Genomic DNA, 15016 nt, shown 5'->3' on the forward strand with positions numbered 1-15016 from the left:
CGACCTCGCGGGTGTCGCCTTGGGCGACCGTGTTGGTGGCGATCAGGCCGAGGGTGCCGTTCCTCTGTAGGAGTGAGGTCGCACGGAGAAAGAAGTAGGCAACGAGGTCGGCGCTGCCTCGGCGGCCCGTAGCAATGTTGTTGACGAACCAGTCGCGTACGGAAGTGCCCATCGCGCCGGTGAGCTTCTGGCCGCCGAGGAAGGGTGGGTTGCCGACGACGGCGTCGAAGCCACCGTTGTCGATCATGACATCGGGGGCCTCGATGATCCAGTGCAGTGGCTTCCAGCGCTCGTAGTCTGTCTCGACCGTCGGCCGGAGACCCCCCTCGATGAGCGATGCGAGAAACGTGCTGTCCGCTTGGCCCTTGTCTGGGTAAGCGGCACGGGCGGCGAGGCGAAGGTTCTCGTACGCCTCGTCGAGTGCTCTGCCCGGCTTTCCACCGAGCGGAAGACCGGCGGCGATGACGCCGTTGGCGAGCTCGAGAAGGTCGGAGGTCACCTCGCGGAACTGAGCGAGTTGGCGACGCTTCGCAGCGCTGTTACGGGCCGGGTCACCCTCGTCGATCTCCTCCAGCAGCCGGCGGCGGATCTTGGCGGCTCGGTGAAGGATCGCGTCGACGTCAATGAGGCCGCCGAAGAAGGTCTCAGCGTGGGCCTTGGCCGGATTGATGTGTAGTTTGCGAAGCTGGTCAAGGCTGGTGAGGCCGAGGAGCGAGTTGCCGAGGAAGACCTTGTCATCCACGAACGAAAACGGCAGATCGCGGTCGAGTGATACGAGCCAGAGGGAGAGCTTGCACATCTCGACGGCCATGTCGTTTATGTCGGCCCCGTAGAGGCAGTTCGCAACGACCTGGCGGATCGCTCGGACGTGCAGGTCCTTGCGCTGCGCGTTGGCGGGATCTTCGCTTGTCCAGGCTTCGACTACGCGGTCAGCGAGGTAGCGGGCGGCGGCGACGAGGAAGGCACCAGAGCCGCAGGCGATGTCGGCGACCTTGAGGCCAAGCAATTCGTCGGAGGACTTGAGCCTCCAAGCCGAATCGTCGGCGGACTGGTGCGGGCCTGGCGAATAGCACAGAGGCTGGAGGGCGTGGTGCACGACCTCCTCGGCGAGAGACTTAGGGGTGTAGTGCGCGCCGGCGTTCTTCCGCGAGGGTGTCTCCTTGACCAGGAGCCCTCCCTCCACCACAACGAATGGGTGGTCGCGCAGGTCACGTCGGACGAGTCCGAGCCACGGTTTGATTAGGTCCCGCAAAATGTAGTCGTCGCCGACGGCCTGAGTGAGCGCGCTCACCGCACTCGAGTCCGGGGCAGCACCGACCGCCTTCGCGTACGCGGCCACGGAGGATGGGCTCGCCGAGGGTTGATCCTCAGCAACCCACACGCGGATTGCTGCGGCCAGCTTCTTCGGGTCGGGGTTGGCTGACGCTAGTGCTTCGAGCTTGGCGAGCGGGATCTCGGGCTCGGATCCGGTGGTTCCCTTCAGGCCGAGGTAGGTCTCGTCGACGGTGACGCAGGTGTAGCCGAGCAGTCCTTCGTAGATGTAGCCGATCTGCTCGACGTCGATGTCGCGGAAGGAAATTTGGCGAGCTTCGCCGTTGATGTAGGCGATCTGGACAGAGCGGAGGACGTGGAGCATGACGCGGTCGGACACCGTGACCGCGAGTGTGCCCTGTTCGTTTGTGGCGGTGAGGAACGGGAACCGCGACGGGTCGAACAGGGAGCCTCCATATGCCGGCATCCGGAGGCTCTCGAACGTCGCGCCGTTGTACAGGGCCTGGCTGGTGGCCAGCAGACGATGCCAGGCGAAGAACGTCGAGTCCAAGCCTTCCTGGCCTTCCGACACGTCTCGATCGGTGAGGTGCCGCAACGAACCTGCGATGCCGTAGCCCTGCTCGAACAGCTCGCCCGAGGGCAGGAGGCCGCGTTCCTCGGCGAAGAGCAAGAACACCACGCGCATCATGACCGTGACGGCCGCCTCGTAGGTGTCATGGGTGCGAGCCGGGAGCGGGTCTGGTACGCCGCGACGTTTGGCGTCAGCGGCGGACTCGGAGAAGGACTGGATGAGCAGCTCGACGGCGCGGCGCACCTGGCCACCGAGAGCTTCGGTGATGTCCTCGGCCTCGGCGATGGAATCCTCGAACAGCACCGGCAAGCGTTCGATGGGGTCGCCGCCGATGATGTGCTGGCGACCGACGAGGGTAAGGAAGGCGTCTCGGGCGCGTGGTTCCTCGACCCAGGTGAGTGCGTCCACGATGCCGGATGCCGTCAGCTTGCCCTCGCGGGCACAGACCAGGCCCCACCAGCGGCCGTCGGTGACGATGCCGATCTCGACACCGTTCTCGCGCAGCAGCGCTTCGAGTCGATCGACCGGGGTCGCTGCCCACAGGTCGCCGGGAGTCTGCCGCAGTGAGTCGGTCGGGTCGACGACGTGCACGAGCGCCCCGGTGCTGTTCGCACCGACGAGCGTGCCTTGGGCGGTGACCGTGATGGCACGGTTTGGGGACTGCGCCTGCACGCCGGGCACGGTGCCCCATCGAAGCGACTCGGCCCAGCCCACCACGTCGCGCAGGACCGTTTCGACCCAGCTGTCGCGGACGGCGCGGTAGGCATCGAGCCTGGCGTCACTGTCGGGGTTGCGGTCGAGTGCTTCCCACGCCGCCTCGAACTCTTTCCGCGCGTCGACCAGTAACTCGAACCGCTCGCGGTGAGCATTGCGGAAGTCGGGGATGCCGTTGGGCCAGACTCGCCTCAACGGCGGGATCGCGAGGAATGGGCCCTCGATATCGACGAGTTCGAGCCATTGCCGGTGCAACTCGGCGGCGTCTGTGGTGGGGCCGGTGCGGCGTGCGAGGCGGGCCATCAGTTGGTCCATCCTTCGGCGTCGGTGCGGGTGAGTGCAAACACGACGGCGGCCGCGGTGGTGTGGGGTTTGACCTCGGCGTACCGGTCGGTGATCGCCGCGATCTCGCGAGCTTCCTCGTCATCGAGTTCGTCCAGGCGGCGTTCCATCGCGTCGATGTCACGGCGGCGCTGGCGCTGCTGATCGTCGGGCAGCAGCATCGCGGCCGCTTCTTCTTCGGCCTGGCGAAGACGTTGGAGGGAGTCGCGGAGGTTTGTGCGGAAGGCCGCGAAGATCTCGCTTGCACGCTGGATGTCGGCTTCCTGCCGCCGGGCGAGCTGCTCGATCACCAGCTCGTGGCGTCGGGTGGCGCGGGCTTGCATGGACTCTTCCAGCCGGGCACGCAGTGGCGCGTCGGGCACGTTCCACATGTCGCACAGCTGATCACGCACCCGCTCGTGCGCCAGCTGGAGCGTGTCGCCGTCGAGGGCGTGGTCGAGTGCAGCTTCGGCCTTCTCTTCGGCCATTGCCCGGCGCCCGCGGAGGCGGACACCGGCGAGGAAGACCTCCTCGTGGAGGCGGATGCCGCCGCGGCCGACCAGCACCATGCGCGTGACAGCGGCGACGAATGACTCAGGCAGGTCGTCGACCACGACAGCGCTGACGCGGCTGAGCGGCGAGTCGACGCTCCACAGCGACCGGCGCAGCAGCCGCTGTGCCTTCTGCACGATCGGGTGCCCGAGATGGACGTACACGACGTCGTTCGTCTTCGCTGCGGCCTCGGGGTCGAACGTGATCGGGCGCACCACACCTGGGTTCAGGCGCGTGTCCAGGCCCTTGAGGGTGGCGTGCCAGCCCGGCGACAAGGTCGGCACGTCAAAGATCTCGGCGTCGATGTCCTGCGCGAAATCATAGTTGCGCACAAGCGGCGACTGGTGGTTGATGCGCAACGCGGTATCGACCACGCGGCGCAGGTTTGCCGGTTCCAGGTGCATCTCGGTGCGCGAAGCGTCGTACCCCTGCTCCAGCCGGGTCAGGCGGGCGTTGAGTTCCATCCCGCCAGCCAACGCGGTGTTGATGGCCTCGTTCGCGTCCACGCCTTTGGCCTTCGCCCTTACTGGGCCGCGTTTGGCGAAATGCTGCTGGATGTCGTCACCGATGACCTGGTTGACCGAACCAAGGTCCTGCTCCACATTGGCGACCTTCTTCGCCACGCGGGCCATGAACCCAGCGTCGGCGGCATACGTGGACGACTCGGCGTCGGGCAGGAAGTGGAACACCTGCGGCTCATGGGTCTGCCCGTACCGGTCGACACGGCCGATGCGCTGTTCGAGGCGCGACGGGTTGAACGGGATATCGAAGTTCACCAGGCGGTAGCAGTACGTCTGGAGGTCAATGCCCTCTCCCGCGGCGTCCGTCGCGAGCAGCACGCGCACCGGCTCCTTGACGGGGTGCTCGGTGAACTGTGAGCGGATGTACTCGCGGTCTTCCGGTGACGTAGAGCCCTGGATCACAGCGAGCACATCGGTGTAGCCACGCTGGTTGAGCACGCGGGCGAGCCAGTCGACGGTGTGGGCGTACTCGGTGAACACCACCACGCGTTCGTTCGACCAGTGCTTGCCGTCCGGGCTACAGACCGCGTCGAGGAACTTCAGCAGCTCGTCCAGTCGGGAGTCGGCCCGGCTCTCGTAGCTCAGACCCCACTCCATCAGCTGTTCAAGCTGACCCGGCTCGGCCGCGACCAGCGGGTCGGAGCCCTTGGACTCACGCAGCCGCTCAGCCTCGTTCTGTTCCCACAGGCCCTCTTCCTCGTCGGCCTGGCCTTCGCCGAAGACGTCGTCGTAGTCGTCCTCGGACAGGCCGCGACCGGCCTTAGAACCCAGGTAGTGACTGATGGTCTGCCCGAACGCGAACGGGCTGGACAAGAACCGCTTCTTCAGGAGCATCGTCACGATGTCGCCGCCAGGCTTGGTGCCGTTCAGCTTGGCGCTCTTGACGACGATCTGGTCGAGCAGCGCGAACATCTCCTGCTCGTCGTCCCGCGGAGTGAACGGAAGGCTTCGGACGCTTCGAGTTTTGAAGCCCTTGCCCGTCAAGTCGCGCTTGAGGCGGCGGACCGTCACGTCCTTGAGTGCGTTGGAGTCGAGCAGCGCGCCGCGAGAGAACCGGCGCGGGTCGATCATCTCCAGCAGAGCGGTGAACGACTCCGGGTGCCCGTTGTGCGGGGTCGCCGACAGAAACAGCCGGTGCTCGCACTTGTCAGCCAACTGCCGCGCGGCCACCGTGCGCTGCGTGTCGACCGCGTACCCGCGACCGCCCGCGATCACTGACGGGCTCGACGGCGCGACATGGTGCGCCTCGTCGACGATGAGCATGTCGAACGCGAACCGCTTGCCCGTCTTCGGGCTGCTGGCCTGCGCGTACACATCGCGCAGCAACCGCTGCGCACGCACTTGCGGCAGCCAGGCCATCGACACGATCACTCGCGGGAACATCAGGAACGGATTGGCGTGCAGCCCGTGCGTGCGGCGCACCTGCGCCATCAACTCGCTGTTGACGATGACGAAGTTGAGACCGAACTTGTCCCGCATCTCGTCCTGCCACTTCAGCGACAGGCTCGGCGGGCACACGATCACCGCCGTCCGCGCACGGTGCCGAAGCAACAGCTCTTGGATCACCAAACCTGCTTCGATCGTCTTGCCCAGACCCACGTCGTCGGCCAACAGCAAGTTCGTACGGGGGGCGCCCAGCGCGCGGCGAAGCGGTTCGAGTTGGTAAGCCTCCACATTCACGCCCGACCAGAATGGAGCCTGATACCGATTCGGGTCTGCCGAGGTAACCGCACCCCAACGCATCGCGTCTACAAAACCCGCAAGCGTCGTCGGGTCGTCAAACTGCTCGGCATAGATCGCCTCTGGCAGCCCTTGCGCAGGTGTGACGGTATGACCGACCTCCAGCTCCCACACGACCGAGAGCTGCTCGCCCAGACGGTCCTCATCAAGCGACTGGAGATCGACTACGTGTGAGAGCTGGGCCACCGCCTCGTCCGCTGGACTACGTGGCAGGCCTTGCGCCTGGACGTTGGCCACTGCCCAGGTGGAGCCGCGAACTTCGACAACCAAGCCGGGCTCGGGCAGTAGCGGCGCGACTCCGGACATAGCCGTCACAGACTGTTCTCCTCAGTTTAATGGTCTGAAGGAGTGCATCCTATCCAAATCTGGCCGGTCGAGGCCCGGTTTCAGCACCTGGAGTCGGGCGATCAGGCAAGGAGGGCCCAGGACGCCCTCGTGGCCAGCGACGCAGTCACCGAACATCAACGCCATGGCTGTGCCGGCGGACGGCAAGCAGCCGGAGGCACCTCGGCTGAGAACCCACCGCAATTCGGGCAAAAAGGATGTGATCGGATGACCAAACGGGTTGCACGGTTTGACCACCCCGCTGTGAGTGATCGGTTACTGTGACAGACGGAGTTGCCATCGGATGGGCGGCTCTGACGTGTGGCTGACGTGTGTCAAAACGAGGGGTGCACCATGGCGCAACAGGCGCCTGCGCCAGGTAGCTGGCTGGCAGGTCTGGACTTCAATATCAGCGATGCTTTCGGCGCGGCGGCGGCCGCGGGTGCAGCGGTGGGTGGTGGTGCGGGCGCCGGCGGTGCCGTGGCGTCGAGCGGGCAGGGGTTCACGCTCAACCACGACGAAGCGATGACCATGCTGAACACGGCGCGTGAGATTCGAGACGACCTGTGGAATCTCATCCCCAAGGCCGAACGCCTCACCTCGCTGAAGCCCCCAGCCGACGAGCCTGCAAGCAACGGCTACAACGCGCTCCTCGCCAGCAACGGGGGAAAGCCTGGAGCGTTCGACTACGGGCTGGGACACATCAAGCTCGAACACCAGTATGTCGTCGAGTTGATCGGCCGGCTTGAAGATGCCCTGCATCTGACGCGCTCCAGCGATCAGAGCGCCACTGGTGACATTCAGAAGACCGCGGGTAACGGAGGAGTTCTGGGATGACGGCCCGATCAGCTCTTGTGGTCTTCGGCGTCGCGCTGGCAGCGGGGCTCACCGCCTGCAGCTCCGGAAACTCCCCATCCGCACCCAGCTCGTCAGCTAGTGCCCCGTCGAGCACTTCGCAGGCGTTGCCACATAGCGGCGCACCCAAGGTACCGAACCCAGTCGCGTCGTCGATCCTCGACAACCAGCCGTGCCAGAGTGGCCTGACCGCGGCACAGCTGACCGACCTTCTGGGCGAGGCCCCGCAGGGCTCGCCCGACACGACCGCCGGGCTTGGGCCAAGCTGCAACTGGACGAACAGCGAAAAGGGCTCGCACGTCGACGTGGCGTACGACTCTGAGTCGCATGAGGGCTTAAGCGGCTGGTACGAGAACACGAAGCCGAAGGCTGTGGTGTGGCGCGAACTACCTGCTATTCAGGGGTTCCCCGCGGTCGCGCACGTCACGTCAGCCGGTGACCCCAGCACGTTCTGCCAGATCAGCATCGGCATTAACGATCAGACGACGGTCGACGTGTCGGTCGGTCTCGGCCCGGCGAAAAAGGGCACCGATCCGTGTCAGGCGGCCACGATCGCGGCCGGCATGGTCGTCACGAACCTGAAGCAGAAGGCCGGCTCGTAATGGGGTTCTTCGATTGGGTCGGCGACACCGCCAAGGCGGTCGGGCACGGCCTGGAGGATGCAGCCGACTGGACGGGTGACCGGTTCAGCGACGTTGGCAACTGGTTCGGCGACCTGTACCACGGGAGCCTCGGCGAGCAAACCGTGCCATCGTCGGACCTGGTCCAGAAGGTCATGGCCAGCAAAGGTGCGCCTGACTGGCACAACGGCAGTTCTGATGCAGCTGACCTCGCCTCAGAACACAGCCAGATCAGCGGGCGCGTGCAGCAGCTGAGTTCGAATCTGGAGTCGGTGTGGACCGGCGGCGGAGCAGATGCGGCGCAGGGTCGGATCAGGCCGCTCGCGGACGTGTCTCAATCGGCGTCGGAGACGTTCACATCCAATTCGCAGAACGTCAGCGACCTGGCGCACGGGTTCGACGAGATGAAACAGTCGCTGCAGCCGATGCCGCCGACTCCGCCGCACAAGAACTTTTTCGACGAAGCGGCTTGGTGGCAGACCGACACTGAGAAACAGATCCAGGACTACAACAACGTCGGGCAGCAGAATCTCCAGAAGTACCAGGGGTATGCGACGCACGCGCAGGCCAGCGGTCAGAGGCTGAAGATCGATTACGGCCAGCTTGCCGCCTTCGACGGTGGCAAGGTCACGATCGGCTCGGGCCAGCCTGTCACCAGCAAGCAGGCCGAGATTGCCGCCCGCAGCGAGACTGGCAGTGGCCGGGGCAACGGCGGGGCGTCGCCGACATTCACGCCGGGGCAGGGTTCGACGGTCCCGGTAGCCCACGGGCCTGGCGTGACCACGCCCGTGGGTTACCAGCCCGGCAGCGGGCCGGGTGACGGGACGACGACCTCGGGGTGGACTCCACCGTCCACGAATCCGACCGGCGGCTCGACCTGGAGTCCGCCGTCGTCGTTGCCGCCTGGTGGCGGCAGCAGCGGCGGCAACCCGTGGTCGCCGGGTGGCATCGGCGGGTTCGGCCCGACCAGCGGGTTTGGTGGTGGCGGTTTCGGCGGTGGTGAATCGGGCGGCGTGAGCGGTGGTGGCCGCGCGGGCGGCTCTGCCGGCCAGCTGGGCGCCGGTTCCGGCGCCGGTGCTGTTGCTGGTGCGGAGGAAGCAATGGGGCGAGGAGGGGCCGGTGCGGGCGCACGCGGGGCCGCCGGCGCTCGGGGTTCGTCCGGGATGGGCGGCATGGGTGGTGCCGGTAAGGGCGGCAAAGGCGAGGAGGACAAGGAGCACCAGCGCAAATACGTGCTGGAGGACGACTCCGCGTTCGACATCGTCGACGACGAGGATGGACGGCTGCGTGACCCGTGGTCCGGGCTCCCGCCGACCCCGCCGACGATCGGTGGCTGAGACACGACGATGACGATCATCGACAAGCCGGTCCGGATGCCGCGATCGGCGTTCTTCGTCGCGTGGAAGCTGGCCGAGCTGGGCGATCTCCCAGCTGTGGTCGACCCGGACGACAGCTACTCGACAGCTGAGTTCGCCAAGGAACTCACCAGGCGCTCGTTGTCCCGGTTCACCGCACTGCGCCTGGCCAGAGATGACGGTCGGCTCACGCCGGAATTCCGCGCGACGCTCAGCCTATTGGCCGTGCCCGAGCGGGAGTTCTACTCGTGGACCGCGTTCGGGAGCCACCCGGATGACAACGGCGCCGTTTTCGTGGCCGCGGCCGGCCCGGACGCGGTGCGGCTGATCACCGACAATCGGTCGATCCAGCTCGACCCGATCCGGCCCCGCGACGTAGCGGCCAGCCTGGTGGACACCTTGCCGGGCTGCGCGCCCGCCCGCATCCAGCAGCTGAGGGTGCCGACTGCCTATCTCGAAGGCAGGGATGCTGATCCGATGTCGGAGCTGTCCGGAGTGGCCGACGAGATGCGGTACCTGATGCGCGCCGAGCGCGTAGCGGTGCACAAGCTCTACGCCGCGATCCGCGACGGGGACGGCGACCGAGTCCGCAGCACCCCGTTGACCGTGTACGACCTCGCCCACACGGGCCGAGTCCTGGCTTTCACCAGCGACACGAACGACGGTGAGCTGGAAGCCAACATGTGTGCCGGCAGCCGTACCAACCTGATCGACGCGCTCAACCTCACCCGCGACGGCCTCGCCGCAGTCCGGTAAAGCCAGCATCCGGCCGGCGCAGTCAATCTGCGCCGGCCGGACCGGCTCGGCCGTTCCGCTCGGATGGTCGCGAGGGGAGCGACGCCGGAACAGCCAAGACTCAACGCCCGTCACCGGGCCGTAGTGGTGGTCTTCCTTCCCTTGTCACCGGGGCCGCGTTCCTCCCGTCAGCCGTCACGGCCGTCACACGGCCTGTGACAGCGACAAACGCGGGTTGACCTGCGACAACGCCTGCGTGACGGCTGTGACAGCTCGACGGGAGTCCCGTCACAACCGTCACGAGCAGCCGTCTTCGGACGGTTCAGCGCATCGGGCCACACCCGTCACAGCACACCGGATCGGCGGAGCACGCCGGGCAGTGACGAGTTCGGCGGCTGTGTTCGCGACTGACCGGAGTGCCGTCACGTGCTCGGTCAGCCGGTCGAGTCCGAGCGGCGTCAAACGGAGCACCAGGCTAGGTCTCTCGAACCGGGTCTCCACGTATCCGGCGGCGCGCAGGGTCACCAGGTGCGGCGCGAGACTCCGCCCATCCACACCCAGTGCGGTCCCGACCACGACGGCCCTGTGCCAGCGCATGTTCGCCAGCTGGCACATCACGAACAGCCGGACCGGCAGGAGCAGCAGTGGATCCAGCTCGCGTTGAAACGCCGGCGCGAGCGGCGGGCTCGGCGTCATCGCTCGATCGCTTGCCGGTCGGCGTCGCCCGGGGTGGGTGCGAGGCGGAGGCAGGTCACGCACGGCATCCCGACCGGGCGTTCCAACAACTCAAGCTCGCCGCGGCCGAACGTCGCGCCGCAATACGCGGTCAGCCGTTCAGGCGCCAGGCCCTCTGCTGGGAGCGGGAAGACATGGACGACGCGGCGGGATTCGCCGACCGTGCCGGGCAGCGGGCGTGCGATGTAGACGGTCATCGGGTCGGCCGCCGGTGATGGTGGTCGGCGGGAGCGGGCGCGCTCGGGGTGCTGCCCGTTCCCGCCGACGTGGTGGTCCGGCTGTCCTGCTCGGGAATGAGCCGCACGCGTTGAGGCGGGCGCGGCAGCAGGGCGGCCGGAGTCTGGAGACGGCCGAAGACGCGACGCCAGCACGACGGCTTGCGATGGGACGCGGGTTCCGGCGACGGCGTGGCCGTGCGGAGCCAGACCAGCGACTTGCACATAGCGCACGGCCGACCGGGCGGCATCAGGCAGGAGTGGAACAGCACATCGCGGCCGCAGAGCGTGCGGTAGCGGCCTTCGTGGCGTGCGATGCCATCGGCCAGAGCGTCGTCAGTGACGGCGTGGTCCAGGTTGTCGGCCACGCAGCGGTGCCAGGTCACGTACAAGCGCGAGCCGTGTTCGCCGCTGGTCACATCCGCCCCCTGGTCTTTGGATCTGTTGAAATCATCCAAACCGGAGAGGCGGGCATGGCCCAGAGCGGAAACGTTGATGTTTCGTGGCGGGGATATCGCAGTCAGGACCATTACCTGCAATGACGGCTGCTACGCTGTGATCACGTCAACCGGGGTGAGGTGGTCGAGTGGTCAGCATTCGTCGACGCGAGGAGCTTGTTTCAGCGCGTAAGGTGGCCGGGCTGACTCAGGAGAACCTTGCCGAGGTGATGGGCGTCGACCGCTCGACGGTCATCCGGTGGGAAGCCGGCGACTACGCGCCCCTGCCGTACCAGTGGCCGAAGCTGGCCGAGGTTCTCGGCCGAACTGCGGACGAGCTGCGCGAGCTGATCGGCCTGCGTCGGCTGAATCGGACGGCGGAGCTTGACTCGGCGCTTGAGCCTGCGTTCGGCTGGCTGGACCGGCACGCCGGCTGGTCTCCCGGCACTGCACGCGGACGCGTGGCAACCGCCGCGCCGGTGAGGCCGCATTCCGACGCGCCAGCCGGACGGAGTCATGTTGCTGCCGCCTTGGCGAACTACTACAGCGACTCGGTTCCCGGGTATCTGCTGTATGCCGCGCGCTGCGGACCGGTTGAGGTCGCGACCAGCGTCCTGACCCGGCAGGACTGGCTGGACCTTACTTGCCCGTTGACGGCCGAGAACGACCGGATTGTGTTGTCTGCCAACGACAATGCCTCGCGCGAGCCGGTAGATGAAGCCGTTGCGGTTCGGCGGCTGGCCGAAGCCGCGGCCGACGACGTGCGCATCGCGGACGTGCCGCTGTATCGGCTCACAGACGTGCAGATCCGACCGGGAACGGTCGGCGGCGACGTCCAGGTGGTGCCGTTCGTCGAGTACGCCCTGAGCATGGATCTTCTCGAGCGCGAGCTACACGAAAGCCGGGCGGTGCAACCGGGCCGGATGCCGCTTCGGGATCGGTACCTGCCGAGTCTTGCGACTGTGCTTGACCTTCCGGGACGGCTTTGCGCCGGTGGCGTGCTCGCGTTGACGGCGATCGCGCGGCCGGCCGATCCGTTCCGCGGTGAGGCGGACTACCTATTGCTGGTGCAGGAGCGTTCACGGCACGTGGTGAACGCGGCTCGCAGGCTGGCCGTCATCCCGAAGAGCTTCCACGGGCCGCTCGCCGATCAACGCGCCGACGCGCGGATCGGCGCCACGCTGCACCGTGAGCTGGAAGAAGAGCTGTTCGGCAGGGGCGACCTCGACCGGACAACCGGCGTCCAGTGCGCCGCCGATCCCATGCACCCGGCTCGGTTCTCGGCACCGATGCGGTGGTTGACCGAACAGCCCGGCCGGTTGCAGTTGGAGTGCACTGGGTTCGGGTTCAACCTGGTCAGCGGGAACTACGAGTTCGCCAGCCTGGTCGTGATCGAAGATGAGGAGTTCTGGCCGCGGTTCGGCGGTGACGTCGAAGCGAACTGGGAGGCCGCCGGGCTGCGGCAGTACTCGACGCTCGACGGAGACCTGATCACCGAACTGATCGGTGACGAAACCTGGAGCAATGAGGGATTGTTCGCATTTCTCCAGGGCCTGCGTCGACTCTCCGAGATCGGCGGTGAGCGGGTGAGGATTCCCGCAGTCGAATTAGGTCGCTGACGGCCAGCGGACCGTCACGACAACCGAATCCGCCAATGCTTCCCAGGAATGGTCGATTCCCGGGCCCCACATGAGGTAATCGCCCGGTCGGTTCATGACCTTGCTCCCGCCGGTGACTTCCACTCGAAACTCACCCGAGACGAGCATCACGAGCGTGGTTCGCTGGTCGTCTGAGGTCCACTCGGGACGCTTGTCGCCCGCAGGATGGTTGGCCCACTTGACTTCCACGTCTTGGGACGAGCGAACGCCCTGTGACGGATCGATGAAGTGACCGACCAGCCAACCGCGCGTGTCCGCCGCGTCTTCGTTGGCGTTGCCGGCGGTCCAACCGTCAGTCACTGGCTGATCTCCCATTCGATCGCAGGTAGTTTCACACGCTCTCCGCCGATTTCCGCGAGGCGCCTGAGCCCCTGCGACATGGCGAACAATCCTTCGTTGCTCCACGCTACATCACCCAGCAACTCAGTGACGAGCTCGTCATCGGTAGTCGAATACTGACGAAGAGTCGTGGATTCCCAGTTTGCTTCGACCACTCCTCCGTAGCGTGTCCAAAACTCTTCGTCGTCGATGACGATCAGGCTGGCGAACTCGTAGTTTCCGCTGACGAGGTTCAGGCCGAACCCGGTGCACTCCATCCGCAGCCGGCCGGGCTGCGCCATGAGCCAGCTCATCGGCTCGGTGAGCTTGGTTGGGTGCAGCGGGTCAGCCGCCAGCATGTCGCCCAAGGTGTTGTCGATGTCGGGCCGGCCGAACAGCTCTTCTTCCATCTCACGGCGGAGTGTCATGCCCACCTGCGCGTCGCGGCGGAGGTCGGTCAGCGGCTGGTGGAAGCCCTTCGGGATCACCGCGAGACGGCGCGCCGCGTTCAGCACGTTGCCGGACCGCTCTTGGACCAGCAGCAAGTAGTCGGCGTCTCCGCGGTACGGGTCGGCAGGCCGGGCGATCGCCGTCAGTGCGAGGACGCCGCCCGCACAGAGCCGCTCCCCGACGTCGAGCACCGAGCGGAGGTCCGGCAGGTAACGGTCCCTCAGCGGCATGGCCGTGGAGCCCGCGGCCACCGCGTCGACCAGTTCACCTTCGAGAAGGTCGGCCGTCAGCGCGTAGTGCACGAACTGGGACACGCCGAACGTGCCGCGAAGCTGGTGTTCACGGATGTCCGCGCTCGTGAGCCGGTAGATCGGGCTGTCGGTGAGCCGGGTGTTCATGGACAGCGTCTCGGCGAGTCGCTGAACGGCGCGGTCGGCGGCGTGGTCCTCCAGGTCGAGGTCGGCTTCCGGCTGCGCGCTCGGAACCCGAAGCCGGTCATACGGCGGACGCAGCTCGCAATCCAGGTCGAGCCAGTTTGCGCAGGTCAGCACGCTGGTGTTCATGGCGAGATCACCGCATTGCGCGGTGTACAGGCCGTGGTCGTTGAGCCGGCCGCCGTAGTAAGCGGTCAACGCGGCGGCGACGTCACGTTGACTGACCCAACCACGCCGCGTCCCACGGTCGTGAAGTGCTTGGACGTCCATGCGCGCAATGCGATCGGCGACGGCGCGACGCGCGGTGCCCGGCTTCCAGCGCGCGTGGCGGTCGAGCCACTCCAGTGCGGCGCCGATGTGAGGGTCGGCGTCCAGGCGTTGATCAGCCTCGCTCGACGCGGCCGGCGAGGCGCTGGCCGGTGCGTCGCCGGTCAACGCGCCGAACCGGTCGCGCTCGGCGTCTGACGCCTGCGCCAACGCCGTGTCCAAGACCTGTTGCATGTCTGATTGCGGTCGAAGATCCGGTTTCTTGTGCCACGACCCGACCGTTCGCGCGCTGATTCCGAGGCGTTCGGCGAAGCGCTCTTGACTCAGCCTTAATGCCGACTGCAATGCCGTCGCGGTGCGTCCCGTCCATCCCCCGGCCGGATTCATTGCGCTCCTGAATGTCGGTGATCTGCGGTGGTTGTGCGGTGGTGCTGCGGTGTTTGTGCATGGGTTGCGAGGCCGTTCCAGCCTTGAATTGAAGGCATGGAAAAGACCTCAGTGACGCTTCGGCCGGATGTGTTCGACCACGGTGGCCAGGCTCGTTTGAACGTCTTCGAGCCGGTCCGTGATCTCGGCCAGCCGCTGTTCGAGTGCGTCCAATCGGGACGCGAGCTCGTTGCCGTCGTCGGCTGGCTCGTCCGGGTGCGGCGGCGTGCGGTTCTGCAGCACGGCGAGCAGATGCCGCGGGTGCCAGCCCAGCGTCGTCGACAGCGCTTCGAGCGTCCGGGCACTGCGGCGCCGCTCGACGACGTGGTGTTGAAGCTCGCGCACCGTCGCTTGCGACACGTGCGACCGCTCGGCCAGCTCGCGTTGCCGCCAGCCCAGTTCCCGCACGCGCATGTCGATCGCCTTCGCGACCGCCGCCCAGTCCTCCGTCACGTATTCCTCCGCGCTCCGCCTCAGCGCCGAGATTAGCGGCTTT

The 15016-nt window shown here is 66.6% G+C and carries 13 protein-coding genes; 5 read left to right on the forward strand and 8 right to left on the reverse strand.

Features of this window, described 5'->3' with window-relative positions; translation table 11 throughout:
- On the reverse strand, positions 1–2860 hold a 2860-nt coding region (locus tag ACIA77_RS22275; protein WP_395887840.1), incomplete at its 3' end, for an Eco57I restriction-modification methylase domain-containing protein.
- Positions 2860–5997: a DISARM system SNF2-like helicase DrmD gene (gene drmD / locus ACIA77_RS22280; protein WP_395888067.1), complete on the reverse strand. Its 3138-nt coding sequence runs from the start codon at positions 5995–5997 to the stop codon at positions 2860–2862. The genes ACIA77_RS22275 and drmD, both read right to left, overlap by 1 nt.
- Positions 5998–6369: 372 nt before the next feature.
- Between drmD and ACIA77_RS22285 the strand changes: the two genes are divergently transcribed.
- Genes ACIA77_RS22285 through ACIA77_RS22300 form a run of 4 tightly spaced genes read left to right on the forward strand, consistent with a single transcriptional unit; the run spans position 6370 to position 9601 of the window.
- A complete protein-coding gene (locus ACIA77_RS22285; protein ID WP_395887841.1) occupies positions 6370–6852 on the forward strand; it encodes a hypothetical protein in 483 nt (160 codons plus the stop codon).
- Positions 6849–7472, forward strand: a complete 624-nt coding sequence (locus tag ACIA77_RS22290) for a DUF3558 domain-containing protein (RefSeq protein ID WP_395887842.1) — start codon at positions 6849–6851, stop codon at positions 7470–7472. Before ACIA77_RS22285 ends, ACIA77_RS22290 begins: the two co-directional genes overlap by 4 nt.
- The gene (locus ACIA77_RS22295; protein ID WP_395887843.1) at positions 7472–8827 is read left to right on the forward strand and encodes a hypothetical protein; all 1356 of its coding nucleotides are present in this window, start codon (positions 7472–7474) and stop codon (positions 8825–8827) included. Before ACIA77_RS22290 ends, ACIA77_RS22295 begins: the two co-directional genes overlap by 1 nt.
- Before the next feature lie 9 nt (positions 8828–8836).
- A complete protein-coding gene (locus tag ACIA77_RS22300; RefSeq protein WP_395887844.1) occupies positions 8837–9601 on the forward strand; it encodes an ESX secretion-associated protein EspG in 765 nt (254 codons plus the stop codon).
- A 276-nt stretch (positions 9602–9877) separates the two neighbouring features.
- Here ACIA77_RS22300 and ACIA77_RS22305 read toward each other — a convergent pair whose 3' ends face one another.
- From ACIA77_RS22305 to ACIA77_RS22315, 3 genes are read right to left on the reverse strand one after another with little or no spacing between them, the layout of a single operon-like run.
- On the reverse strand, positions 9878–10276 hold the full coding sequence (locus ACIA77_RS22305; protein ID WP_395887845.1) for a transcriptional regulator: 399 nt from the start codon (positions 10274–10276) through the stop codon (positions 9878–9880).
- Positions 10273–10512: a hypothetical protein gene (locus ACIA77_RS22310; protein WP_395887846.1), complete on the reverse strand. Its 240-nt coding sequence runs from the start codon at positions 10510–10512 to the stop codon at positions 10273–10275. Before ACIA77_RS22310 ends, ACIA77_RS22305 begins: the two co-directional genes overlap by 4 nt.
- The gene (locus tag ACIA77_RS22315) at positions 10509–11060 is read right to left on the reverse strand and encodes a hypothetical protein (RefSeq protein ID WP_395887847.1); all 552 of its coding nucleotides are present in this window, start codon (positions 11058–11060) and stop codon (positions 10509–10511) included. Before ACIA77_RS22315 ends, ACIA77_RS22310 begins: the two co-directional genes overlap by 4 nt.
- A 56-nt stretch (positions 11061–11116) precedes the next feature.
- Between ACIA77_RS22315 and ACIA77_RS22320 the strand changes: the two genes are divergently transcribed.
- On the forward strand, positions 11117–12586 hold the full coding sequence (locus ACIA77_RS22320) for a helix-turn-helix transcriptional regulator (RefSeq protein ID WP_395887848.1): 1470 nt from the start codon (positions 11117–11119) through the stop codon (positions 12584–12586).
- On the opposite strand, the gene ACIA77_RS22325 is transcribed toward ACIA77_RS22320, so the two are convergent.
- The 3 genes from ACIA77_RS22325 to ACIA77_RS22335 form a co-directional block, all read right to left on the reverse strand.
- On the reverse strand, positions 12575–12925 hold the full coding sequence (locus tag ACIA77_RS22325) for a cupin domain-containing protein (protein WP_395887849.1): 351 nt from the start codon (positions 12923–12925) through the stop codon (positions 12575–12577). The genes ACIA77_RS22320 and ACIA77_RS22325 overlap by 12 nt on opposite strands.
- Positions 12922–14481, reverse strand: a complete 1560-nt coding sequence (locus ACIA77_RS22330; protein ID WP_395887850.1) for a transcriptional regulator — start codon at positions 14479–14481, stop codon at positions 12922–12924. The genes ACIA77_RS22325 and ACIA77_RS22330 overlap by 4 nt, the downstream gene beginning before the upstream one ends.
- Before the next feature lie 108 nt (positions 14482–14589).
- A complete protein-coding gene (locus tag ACIA77_RS22335; protein WP_395887851.1) occupies positions 14590–14973 on the reverse strand; it encodes a helix-turn-helix domain-containing protein in 384 nt (127 codons plus the stop codon).
- Positions 14974–15016 lie beyond the last annotated feature (43 nt).

Origin of the sequence: Amycolatopsis sp. NPDC051903, from assembly GCF_044452505.1 — a bacterium.
Taxonomy (GTDB): Bacteria; Actinomycetota; Actinomycetes; order Mycobacteriales; family Pseudonocardiaceae; genus Amycolatopsis.